We start from the raw sequence: 11,567 nt of genomic DNA, 5'->3' as shown, positions 1-11,567 counted from the left end.
CCGGTCTTTGAGGATCGTCAGCGACTTCGTCCACCCGATCCGCTCAGCGATCACCGTCGCCGGCATCCGCGGGAACTCCGCGAGCAACGCCCGGATCTGCGGCTCGACCTTGTCCACAAGCGAACCGCGGGGGCCGCGCTCACGCGATGGCGGCGCCTGCGCCCGAAGCGCCGAACGGACCGTGTTACGCGCCAAACCCAGCCGGCGCGCGATCTCCTTGATCGGAACACCCTCGGCCCGATGCAGCCGACGGATCTCAGCCCAGTCTTCCAGTGCGATCACCCCTCCAGCCTCGGAGGGGTCAGTCCCAATCCGCCGCTAGAGGGTCAGTCTCAGCGCGTCGTCGACAGACCCTGGGCGACCTGCTATTCGGCTAAGCCTGGCTGCGGGTCGAGGGTCGCCGGGAGCCGCAGCATCGGCCCGCGCTGGTCCGGACGGAAGTCGGTGTAGGTGCCGTCGAAGGGGAAATCGCCTGCCGCGATCAGCTTGATGAGCCGCTCTCCCTCGGCGCGGACGGCGTCGGCCGTAGCCCTGTCGAAGTACAGGGGGTTGCCGATGCGCCCGTCGAACTCGTCGAGGTCCTTCCACTCCCACTGCCGGTCTGGGGTCACGACGATATCGAGGACGAGGTCGTCGGTGTCTACGCCATTGGGCTGCCGTTGACAGGGCGTTTCGAGGTTGACGTACCAGCCAGTGAAGGCGCCATCGTGGAAAAACCACCACACCGAGTAGGCGGCCTGCGGCGGCATGAGGACCAGAATGTCGTACGTCTGCCAGGTCAGGACCGTCAGCTTCGGATCACGCATCTGATCGACGGTGATCTCGTGTTGAGTCTTGCCGTCCCCATCGACAAGCCTGGCGAAGTCACTGCCGGCTGGATGCCACAGCAGCAGCCCATCCTCGTTGTCGGCGATGACGCGCATCGGCTGCACCCACGTGCACCAACGGCCACGCAGATAGCGACGATTGATGATCTTTCCCGGCTCAAATGGCATCGCAGCAGGGTAGCCCGCCTTGATCAGATGCCGCTGACCCGAAGGACCGTCAGTCGCCGGCGCGCGGCGAGGAAACCGGCAGGACAGGAAGGCAGCCGACCCGCGCACGGATCAGCCGACCGCCCGAAGCGGGTCTTGTCGCCCCGGAACCCCTCACCGCAGGCTCAGTGGTCAGCGCTGTTCCAGTCCCGACCTTCGCCCACCGACACCTCAAGCGGCACCGACAGCGGGTACGCCTCGCCCATCTCCCGTCGGACCAGCGCCTCCAGCGCCTCGCGCTCACCGGGGGCGACCTCGAAGACCAGCTCGTCGTGCACCTGCAACAGCATGCGGGAGCGCAGGCCGGCCTCGCCGAGCGCGGTGTCGACGTGCAGCATCGCCACCTTGATGATGTCGGCGGCGGAGCCCTGGATCGGGGCGTTGAGGGCCATCCGTTCGGCGATGTCGCGGCGTTGCCTGTTGTCGCTGACCAGGTCGGGCAGGTAGCGGCGACGGCCGAGGATTGTCGAGGTGTAGCCGTCCTGGCGGGCTCGGGCGACGACCTGCTGCAGGTAGTCGCGCACTCCGCCGAAGCCGGCGAAGTAGTTTTCCATAAGCCCGCGCGCCTCTTCGGTGTTGATGCCGAGCTGTTGGGACAGGCCGAAGGCGCTCAGCCCGTACGCCAGGCCGTAGTTCATGGCCTTGATCTTGCGGCGCTGGTCCGGGGTGACCTCGTCGACCGGCACCCCGAAGACCGACGAGGCGGTGGCGGCGTGGAAGTCGGCGCCGGAGTTGAACGCCTCGATCAGCGCGTCGTCCGAGGAGAGGTGCGCCATGATCCGCATTTCGATCTGGCTGTAGTCGGCGGTGAGCAGGCACTCGAACCCCTCCCCCACGACGAAGGCCCGGCGGATGCGGCGGCCCTCCTCGGTGCGGATCGGGATGTTCTGCAGGTTGGGCTCGGTGGACGAGAGCCGCCCGGTGGCCGCCACCGTCTGGTTGAAGGTGGTATGGATCCGGCCGTCGTCGGAGACGGACTTGAGCAGGCCGTCCACTGTCGACTTGAGCTTGGCCACGTCGCGGTGGCGCAGAAGGTGGGCCAGCACCGGGTGCGGCTGCTGCGCGTAGAGCCACTGCAGGGCGTCGGCGTCGGTCGTGTAGCCCGTCTTGATCTTCTTGGTCTTGGGCAGGCCCAGCTCGGTGAAGAGGATCTCCTGCAACTGCTTGGGCGAACCGAGGTTGAACTCCCGGCCCACCGCCTCGTACGCGCCCTGCGCGGCAGCCTTCACCTCGGCGGCGAAGTGCGCCTCCAACTCGGACAGGTAGTGCGTGTCGGCGGCGATGCCGGTGCGCTCCATGTCGGCGAGGACCCGCATCAGCGGCAGCTCCACCCCGGCCATCAGGCGGGCGGACTGCTCACCGTCGCGGGACAGCTCGGCGTCGATCGCGTCGGCCAGGTCGAGGGTGGCCCGCGCCTGGAGCATGAGGTTCTGCTCGGCCACACCCTCGTCGCCCAGCCCGTCGAGGGTGAGCTGGCCGGTCTCCGGAGTGTCCACCCGCAGCTCGCGGTGCAGGTAGCGCAGCGCCAGGTCGGTCAGGTCGTAGGACCGCTGGTCGGGGCGGGCCAGGTATGCGGCGATCTGGGTGTCACGGACGACGCCGGCCAACTCCCAGCCGTGCGCCGAGCAGGCCAGCACGGCCGGCTTGCTGTCGTGCAGGACCTTGGGCCGCTGCGCGTCGGCCAGCCAGGCGGCAAGCGCGCCCTCGTCGGTGGCGTCGAGGCCTGCCGGGTCGACCCAGGCGGCCGCGCCACCGGCGGTGGCCAGCGCCAGGCCGGTGATCGAGGCGGTGTGCCGGCGGTTGGGGCCGGTGTCGAGCTTCACCGCCAGCCCGACCGAGGTGCCGGCCGGGGCGTGGGTGCCCAGCCAGGCGGTAAGCGCGCCGGGCTCGGTGAGCAGCTCGCCGGTGAGGTCGAAGCCGGACTCGGCCTCCGGCTCGACGGCCTCGAGGTATTGGTAGAGCCGGTCACGCAGGATGCGGAACTCCAGGGTGTCGAAGACCTGGTGCACCGCCTCGCGGTCCCAACCGGTCCAGCGGGAGTCCTCCGGGCGCAGCGGCAGCTCCAGATCGGACACGAGCCGGTTGATCTCGTAGTTGCGGATCACGTCGGCGAGCCGCTCGCGCAGGCTGTCGCCGGCCTTGCCCTTGATCTCGTCGGCGCGGGCGATCACGCCCTCCACCCCGCCGTACGTGGTGATCCACTTGGCGGCGGTCTTCGGGCCGACACCGGGGATGCCGGGCAGGTTGTCGCTGGTCTCGCCGACAAGTGCGGCCAGGTCCCGGTATTGCGCCGGCCCGACGCCGTACTTCGCCTCGATCGCCGCTGGGTCCATCCGGGCCAGATCGGAGACGCCCTTGCGCGGGTAGAGGACTGTGATCTGGTCGTCGACGAGTTGGAACGCGTCCCGGTCGCCGCTGCTGATCAGCACCGACATGCCCTGGTCGCGGGCCTGGCAGGCGAGCGTGGCGATGACGTCGTCGGCCTCGAAGCCCTCCTTTTCCACCACCGGGATCTGGAGCGCGGCCAGGACCTCCTTGACGAGGCTTACCTGGCCCTTGAAGTCGGTGGGCGTCTCGCTGCGGCCGGCCTTGTACTCCGCGTACTTGTCGGTGCGGAAGGAGCGGCGGGAGACGTCGAAGGCGACGACGATGTGGGTGGGCTGCTCGTCGCGCAGCACGTTGATCAGCATCGACGTGAAGCCGTAGACCGCGTTGGTCGGCTGACCCGTCGTGGTGGAGAAGTTTTCCACGGGCAGGGCGAAGAAGGCCCGGTATGCCATGGAATGTCCGTCGACGAGGAGCAGGCGCGGCGTCGTAGCTGTCACGGCAGCGACTCTAGTCCGTCGCACCGACATCCCCGGGTGGCGGCACCGCGCCCCGGACACGAAAACGGACAACCACCGTCAACGCCGGCGGCCGGCCACCCCGCGAGGGGATGGCCGGCCGCCGAACGAGGTGGCTCAGGCCACGCCGAGGTACGCCTCCTTGATCGACGGGTCGTGCAGGAGTTCCTGACCGGAACCCTCCTTCACGATCCGGCCGGTCTCCAGCACGTAGCCGCGGTGCGCCCGGGAGAGCGCCTGCTGGGCGTTCTGCTCCACCAGCAGGATCGTGGTGCCCTGCTGGTTGATCTCCGTGATGATGTCGAAGATCTGCCGGATCACCAGCGGGGCCAGACCCATCGACGGCTCGTCGAGCAGCAGCAGCTTCGGCCGGCTCATCAGCGCCCGACCGACCGCGAGCATCTGCTGCTCGCCGCCGGACAGGGTGCCGCCGGCCTGCTTGCGCCGCTCGCGCAGCCGCGGGAAGAGGGTCAACACCCGGTCCAGGTCGGCGGCGATGCCGGCGGAGTCCCGCCGCGTGTACGCCCCCATGTCCAGGTTCTCCATGACCGTCATACCCGGGAAGATCTGCCGGCCCTCCGGGGACTGGCACAACCCCCGGACGACCCGCAGGTCGGCCCGGAGCTTGCTGATGTCCTCGCCGTTGAACGTGATCTTGCCGCCGGCGAGCGCCCGGGTCCCCGAGATGGCCCGCATGGTGGTGGTCTTACCGGCGCCGTTCGCGCCGATCAGGGCCACCACCTCACCCTCGTTGACGCTCAGGCTGATGCCGTGCAGCGCCTCGATCCGGCCGTAGGCGACGGTTACGTTCTCGAGATCAAGCAGCGTCATCGGCTGGCTCCCCCAGGTACGCGGCGATCACCTTCGGATCGCGGCTGACCTCCGCGGGCGCACCCTCGGCGATCTTGCGGCCGAACTCCAGCACCACGATCCGGTCGGTGACCCCCATGACCAGCCGCATGTCGTGCTCGATGAGCAGCACGGTCAGGCCCATGTCCCGGATCTTCCGGATCAGGGTGAGCAGCTCCTCCTTCTCCGCCGGGTTGAAGCCGGCGGCCGGCTCGTCCAGGCAGATCAGCTTCGGCTCGGTGGCCATCGCACGGGCGATCTCCAACCGACGCTGGTAGCCGTACGGGAGGTTGCGCGCCTCGTCGTTGGCCCGGTCGGCGATCCCGACGAAGCGCAGCAGCTCCAGCGCCTTGGCCTCGGCCGCCCGCTCCTCGAGGATGTGCCGGGACAGGCCGAACGTCTTGGCGAACGACCGGCGCACCTCCTGCCACGTCCGCTGGATGCCCGCCTCGGCGGTCACCTGCGGCAACTCGTGTGGCTTCGGCTTGTGCCGGGGCACCCGGAAGAGCGCACCGGGCACGCTTGTCTTGTGCCGGGAATCCGTGCCGACCATGACGTTCTCCAACGCCGTCATCTCCGGGAAGAGACGGATGTTCTGGAACGTCCGGGAGATGCCCAACTGGCTGATCTGGTGCGGCTTGCGGCCGGTCACCTTCTCGCCACGGAACCGGACCGCACCGGAGGTCGGCTTGTAGACCCCCGTCATCACGTTGAAGCTGGTGGTCTTGCCGGCGCCGTTCGGCCCGATGAGACCGAGGATCTCGCCCTCGTAGATCTGGAAATTGATCTTGTCGAGCGCGACCACGCCGCCGAAGCGGAGCGTGACGTCGTCGACTTCGAGCAGCACCTGCCGAGGCCCCGGCTGAGTCGGGATCTTCGGCGTCGCGGTGCTGGTGGTCTGGTCAGACATGAGCGGGCGCCTCCTCTGCCTCGGCCGCGCGATCCTTCAACTCGCGGGCTCGCCGCCGGCTGGGGATCAGGCCCTGCGGACGCAGGATCATCACCAGCACCATGGCCAGGCCGAAGACCAGCCAACGGTAGTCGGCGAAATCGCGGAACCGCTCCGGCAGGTACGCCAACAGCACGGCGCCGAGCGAGACGCCGATCATGTTGCCGGAACCGCCGACCACGACCATGGCGACGAAGAGGATGGACAGGTTCGCGTTGAACTGGGTCGGGTCGATGAACGCGTTTCGGCTACCGAAGAGGAAGCCCGACAGGCCGCCGAGCGCCGCGCCCATGGCGAACGCCCAGAGCTTGAATTTGAACGGGTACACGCCCATCACCGCGGCGGCGTCCTCGTCCTCGCGGACCGCCAGCCACGCCCGGCCGACCCGGCTGTGCTCCAGCCGGCGGACCAGGACCACCATCAGCAGTACGAAGGTGATCGCCAGCCAGTACCAGGGCTTCGCGTCGATCAGACCGAAGACCTTGTTGTCCGCCGACGGCGGGCCCTCCGGGCCGGGAATTGCCGAGATACCGACCGGACCGTTGGTGACCCCTGTGGCGTTGCGGGCCACGATCCGGATGATCTCACCGAAGCCGAGCGTCACGATGGCCAGGTAGTCACCGCGCAGCCGAAGCGTCGGCCAACCCAGGATCACCCCGGAGATCATCGTCAGCACGATCGCGAGCAGGAGGCAGATGCCCCAGGTCACCGCCCACGTCGGCGGCAGGTCGAACTCCTGCTGGATCCACTTGACCACCGGCGAGTTCACCGAACCGAACAGCGCGACGCTGTACGCACCGATGGCGAAGAAGCCGATGTAGCCCAGGTCGAGCAGGCCGGCGAGGCCGACAACGATGTTCAGGCCGATCGCGACGAGCACGTAGATGGCGCAGACGAAGAGCACGCCCGCCCAGTTGTTGCCGCCCTCGATCGAGTCGGTACGCAGGTTGTTCAGACCGGGGATCATCAGACCACCGGGCAGCTTGCCCAGGTACGGCAGGTGGTAGAGGAAGACGATCAGGGCGACCACGCCCACAGCCTTCTGCCACTTCGGCAGTGCCCGCCAGCGATCGCCTACCGAGTTCAGGACGCCGACCCGGCGGCGGTCCGCGGAGCGAATCTTGTCAATCATGCGCGGGCCCTCCCGAGCGACTCGCCCAACAGACCGGTCGGCCGGAACATCAGCACCACGATCAGCACCACGAAGGCGATGACGTCCTCCCAGTTGGACGCGAAGAGCGTGGCGCCGTAGACCTCGACGATGCCGAGGAAGAGGCCACCCAGCAGCGCGCCGCGCAGGTTACCGATGCCGCCCAGGACCGCGGCGGTGAACGCCTTGAGGCCGAGCACGAAGCCGATGCTGTTCTGGGTGAAGCCGAACCGCATGCTCCACAGCAGAGCGGCGGCGCCGGCCATGATGCCACCGATCACGAAGATCAACATGATCACGCGTTCCTGGTTGACACCCATCAGCGCGGCGGTTTCCGGGTTCTGCGCCACCGCCCGCACACCACGGCCGTACCGGGTGCGGTTGATGAACCAGTCCAGCAGCGCCATCATCACCACGGCCGCCACGAAGACAATCAGCTGGATGTTCGTGATGGCCGTGTTGCCGATGGTGAACAGGGTTTCCTGCTGAATGATCGTCGGCATACCGATGATCTGCCGGGGCCGGCCGAACACATCTGGCAACACGGAGCCGAGCAGCTTGGGCAGCACCTGCCCGAAGAGCTCCACGAAGACCAGCGACAGACCGATGGCGGTGATCAGGAAGATCAGCGGCGGCGCGTTCTTGCGCCGCAACGGCCGGTACGCGATGCGTTCCAGCGCCAGGGCTGTGCCGCCGGAGGCGACCGCCGCGACGATCAGACCGAGCACCAGGAGCAGGATCGCCTGGCCGATAGGGGGGTTATTTTCCACCCCGAGCTGGTTCCAGAGGATCAGCACCGCGAAGGTGCCGACCATGAAGACTTCAGAGTGCGCGAAGTTGATAAGGCGAAGGACGCCATAGACGAGGGTGTAGCCGAGGGCGATCAGGGCATAGATGGCGCCCTTGGACAGGCCATCGACCGTGTGCTGGCCGAGATGGCCGATCAGTTCATCGAAATGCACCGGGGGTCTCCTTGAATCGAGTGCGGCCGGGGTGGATAGACCCCGGCCGCACTCCAGCGCCTGGGCGTCAGCTGAGCTTGAGCTCCTGCAGCGCCTCGATGGCCTCGCCCTTGATCTGGTAGGCCCAGATGACGACCTTCGACGGGTCAACGTCACCCTTGGCGTCGAACTTGATGTACTTCGACACACCCTGCTTGTCGTACGACTTCACGTACGCCAGGATGTCGGCCCGGGTCTTCTTGCCGTCCTTGAAGGCGTCCAGGTAGACCTTCGCGCCGTCGAAGCCCTCAGCGCCGTAGGAGCCCGGCGGGATGCCGTACTCCTTCTGGTAGTCGGCGGAGAAGGTGCCGCCGGCCTTGTCGGCCGGGAGGCACGGGCAGGTGATGATGGCACCCTCGGCGCCGCCGGAGGCACCCTTCGGGAACGCGGTGTCGTAGAGACCGTCCGGGCCGACGAACTTGGCCTGGATACCGGCGGCACGCATCTGCTTCACCAGCGGAGCGGCCTCACGGGTGTAACCGCCGTAGAAGACGAAGTCTGCCTGCGACGACTTGATCTTGGAGATGGTGGCGTCGAACTGCGCCTGCCGCTCCTGGATCTTGTCCTTGTTGACCACCAGCGGGCCGAGCTGCTTGCCCAGCTCGTCGGTGATACCCGCGCCGTACGCGCTGGCGTCATCGACCATGAAGACCTTCTGCGCGTTCTGCGACTTCATGTAGCTGGCCACCGCGCCGGCCTGCGTGCCGTCGTTGCCGACGACACGGAAGAAGGACGTGTTGCCCTTCTGGGTCAGGTCGGTCCGGGTCGCCGACGGGCTGACCATCGCCAGGCCCGCGGCCTGGTAGATCGGCATCGTCGCGTCCGACTCACCGGAGAAGTGACCACCGATGACACCGAGGAACGAGTTGTCCCCGGCGATCTGGTTCGCGAACGGGGTCGCGACAGCCGGGTCACCCTGGGTGTCGAACTCCTGCATGGTGACCTTGCAGTCCGGGTTCGCCTCGTTGAACTGCTTCACGGCGAGCTTCGCGCCGTTGAGCGACGGGATCACCAGACCCGCGTTGTCTCCGGTAAACGCGCCGAAGATCGCGATCTTGCCACCGCAGTCACCGGACGCGGTCCCACCTTCGCTGCCACCGGAATCCTGGCAACCAGCAGCGACCACCAGGGACGCGGCGAGCGCAACTGTTCCCAGCGCTCGTACATAGCTTCGCCTCACGGCTTCCTGACCTCCTCCAGATGCGGACGCGGCTGACCCGTTAGCGACGGCGACAGCAGCAGACCGCAATTCCACCCACCCCGCAGAGACTCCCCCTGCGTTACGGCTCGTGATGGCGGAGCGTACCGACACCGCACACCGTCGTGGAAGGCCTGAACGGGGGGTCTGCGAAACCGTTACGAAGACGAGCGCAATCCTGTCGATGCCCGTAACAGGTGAATCCGTCGATCGGTCCTTAGTCTGGCGTCCGGATGGGACCCAGACACCCTCAACCGGGCCGGTGAACCCCGCGTTAACACCGCCTGAACTGTAAAACAGCCGATCGTCGACGCGGCCGGACCACGGCGCCGCCAACACGCCCCGCCTTCAGGCGCCCAGGCCGCTCGCCGACCACAGACCGGCCTGCGAACCATCGTCTACCGTCAGCCACCAGCGGTCACCCTCCGCCACCAGCGCCACATCCCGGTCGGCACCCGCCCCGACCTCCAGCGGCATCGCGGCCTGCCGCCACGACCCACCCCGGTCCGCCGACACCCACACCGAATACCGCGAACCGTCGGCCACCGCGACGAACAACCGATCCCCCGCCGACACCAGCGACGCCACCACCGGCACGCCCGACGAGGACCGCCGACCGAACGTCCCCGCGGCCACCCAGCCGGCCGCCTCCTGCCGCCACGCGCCGAACGTCGCCCCGCGCAGCCCGACCGCCACCGGCACGCCACCGACAAGCGCCACCCGCTGCAACTCCTCGTACTCCGAGTCGCCCGGCAACACCGTGCGCCGCCAGGACCGCCCGTCCGGCGACGACCACACCGCCGGATCCCTGTCGATCCGGCCCGCAGGCAGCAAACCACCCACCGCCAACCAACCCGACGGTACGGCCACCGCGTCGAACGCCCAGGTCACGCCCACGGCGTCACTCGCCAGCTCCGGTGCACCCTCCACAAGCGCGAACTCCTCCGCGGCCGGCGCCGACACCCAGGAGGCAGCGCCCGCCGAGCGGTTGCCGACGATCAGCCAGCCCGGCGGACCGGCCGCCAGCCGGGACACGTTCACCGCCGTCGGCCCGCCGTACGTCTCGAACGGCGCCTGCACCTCGACAAACGCGCCGTCGGCCCGCTGCCGCCAGGTGCTGATCCGCGGATAGCCGTGCGCCCCGCCGGTCTTGGCGCCGATCACCGCCGCCGTCCCGTCGCGACAGGCGACTGAGGAGAGCACGTTCTGCCGGCCGTAGAACGAATCCGCCCGCACCGGAACCGACGTCCACGTCGTACCGTCCACACTGGTCCACACCGCCGGACGGGTGCCGCCACTCGCGTCCGCGACGCCGCCGACCAGGAACCACCGACCCGAGCAGGCCGCGATGTCGCGTACCAACAATCGGCCGGCGTCGCCCGGCGACGCCGGCAGCGTCAGCGCCTGCCAATCCGGCCGGAGCGCTGGCGCGGCGGCCGACGTCGACCCGGACGACAGGTCACCGTTCGGCGGCGCCGGGCCGTCACAACCGGCGAGCAGCAGCGCGACGAGGCCGAACACCGCGACGATCCGTCGGACGGACATCCATCGATGCTAGCCACCGGCCGCCGTGCGGTGCGCCCCCCGCGAGGGCCGGGTGCTCAGACGGTCGGCTGAGCCGCCTCGCCGCCGGCGGTCTCCGTGAGGATCCGCTCGGCGACCTCCTTCATGGTCATCCGGTGGTCCATCGCCGTGCGCTGGATCCACTTGAACGCCTGCGGCTCGGTCATCCCGTAGGTGGTCATCAGCGCGCCCTTGGCCCGCTCCACCGTCTTGCGGATCTCCAGGCGGTCGGTCAGGCTCGCGACCTCCGCCTCCAGGGCCGCGACCTCCGAGTAGCGCGACAGCGCGATCTCCACCGCCGGGACCAGGTCGCTCTTCTGGAAGGGCTTCACCAGGTACGCCATCGCGCCCGCCGCCCGCGCCCGCTCCACCAGGTCACGCTGGCTGAACGCGGTCAGGATGATCACCGGGGCGATCCGGGCACCGGCGATCCGCTCGGCGGCGGCCAACCCGTCCATGATCGGCATCTTGATGTCGAGGATGACGAGATCGGGCTTCAACTCCTCGGCGAGGCGGACGGCGGTCTCGCCGTCACCGGCCTCCCCGACCACCTCGTAGCCCTCTTCGACAAGCATCTCGGCGAGGTCCAGCCGGATCAGCGCCTCGTCCTCGGCGATCAGTACGCGCCTGCGCTCGGCATCCGTCGGCATCTCGGCCACCAGCACTACCCCCACCAGTCATCACTGCACGGCTACCACCCATGCTCCCGCACGAGCGTAGTCGGGTACAGTAAGCGCCACCCGCCGGGATGGTGGAACGGCATACACGGAAGTCTCAAACACTTCTGCCCGAAAGGGCTTGCGGGTTCGAATCCCGCTCCCGGCACCGTGTCATACACCTGTTCGACGATGTGGGTGTGCACCCACCGCAGATGCGGGCACAGGCCCGCGCTCTCCGCTCGCAGGCGCGACATCCGCTCGACGGCTCGCACGCCTCGTTGCCGGACACCACGGTCCGGCACTTGTGCGTCGGTCGGCCTC

The 11,567-nt window shown here is 68.4% G+C and carries 10 protein-coding genes and 1 tRNA gene; 1 reads left to right on the top strand and 10 read right to left on the bottom strand.

Annotated elements, in window-relative coordinates; translation table 11 throughout:
• From ACFY2Q_RS10825 to ACFY2Q_RS10780, 10 genes are all read right to left on the bottom strand, one after another.
• The coding region (locus ACFY2Q_RS10825) for a helix-turn-helix domain-containing protein (RefSeq protein ID WP_387129100.1) at positions 1-282 on the bottom strand (282 nt) is incomplete at its 3' end.
• Between the two features lie 83 nt (positions 283-365).
• Positions 366-995: a DUF402 domain-containing protein gene (locus ACFY2Q_RS10820; RefSeq protein WP_387129099.1), complete on the bottom strand. Its 630-nt coding sequence runs from the start codon at positions 993-995 to the stop codon at positions 366-368.
• A 164-nt stretch (positions 996-1,159) separates the two neighbouring features.
• Positions 1,160-3,859, bottom strand: coding sequence for a DNA polymerase I (polA, locus tag ACFY2Q_RS10815; protein ID WP_387129097.1), 2,700 nt, complete (start codon positions 3,857-3,859; stop codon positions 1,160-1,162).
• A 135-nt stretch (positions 3,860-3,994) separates the two neighbouring features.
• Positions 3,995-4,708, bottom strand: coding sequence for an ABC transporter ATP-binding protein (locus ACFY2Q_RS10810; RefSeq protein WP_387129096.1), 714 nt, complete (start codon positions 4,706-4,708; stop codon positions 3,995-3,997).
• Positions 4,695-5,636, bottom strand: coding sequence for an ABC transporter ATP-binding protein (locus ACFY2Q_RS10805; RefSeq protein ID WP_387129095.1), 942 nt, complete (start codon positions 5,634-5,636; stop codon positions 4,695-4,697). Before ACFY2Q_RS10805 ends, ACFY2Q_RS10810 begins: the two co-directional genes overlap by 14 nt.
• Positions 5,629-6,807 (bottom strand): branched-chain amino acid ABC transporter permease, encoded by a 1,179-nt coding sequence (locus ACFY2Q_RS10800; protein ID WP_387129094.1) that lies wholly within the window; start codon positions 6,805-6,807, stop codon positions 5,629-5,631. Before ACFY2Q_RS10800 ends, ACFY2Q_RS10805 begins: the two co-directional genes overlap by 8 nt.
• The gene (locus tag ACFY2Q_RS10795) at positions 6,804-7,787 is read right to left on the bottom strand and encodes a branched-chain amino acid ABC transporter permease (protein WP_387129093.1); all 984 of its coding nucleotides are present in this window, start codon (positions 7,785-7,787) and stop codon (positions 6,804-6,806) included. The genes ACFY2Q_RS10800 and ACFY2Q_RS10795 overlap by 4 nt, the downstream gene beginning before the upstream one ends.
• 67 nt (positions 7,788-7,854) lie before the next feature.
• On the bottom strand, positions 7,855-9,006 hold the full coding sequence (locus ACFY2Q_RS10790; protein WP_387129091.1) for a branched-chain amino acid ABC transporter substrate-binding protein: 1,152 nt from the start codon (positions 9,004-9,006) through the stop codon (positions 7,855-7,857).
• Between the two features lie 366 nt (positions 9,007-9,372).
• Positions 9,373-10,569 carry a hypothetical protein gene (locus ACFY2Q_RS10785; RefSeq protein WP_387129090.1) on the bottom strand — a complete coding sequence of 399 codons (1,197 nt, stop codon included), beginning with the start codon at positions 10,567-10,569 and terminating at the stop codon, positions 9,373-9,375.
• A 56-nt stretch (positions 10,570-10,625) separates the two neighbouring features.
• Positions 10,626-11,246, bottom strand: coding sequence for an ANTAR domain-containing response regulator (locus ACFY2Q_RS10780; protein WP_377673310.1), 621 nt, complete (start codon positions 11,244-11,246; stop codon positions 10,626-10,628).
• Positions 11,247-11,329: 83 nt separating this feature from the next.
• On the opposite strand from ACFY2Q_RS10780, the gene ACFY2Q_RS10775 reads away from it, so the two are divergent.
• Positions 11,330-11,412, top strand: a tRNA-Leu gene (locus ACFY2Q_RS10775).
• Positions 11,413-11,567: the final 155 nt, after the last annotated feature.

Source organism: Micromonospora sp. NPDC000316 (assembly GCF_042898885.1).
Classification (GTDB): domain Bacteria; phylum Actinomycetota; class Actinomycetes; order Mycobacteriales; family Micromonosporaceae; genus Micromonospora.
The sequence above is the reverse complement of the archived record's forward strand: the minus strand, read 5'-3'. Positions and strand labels throughout refer to the sequence as shown.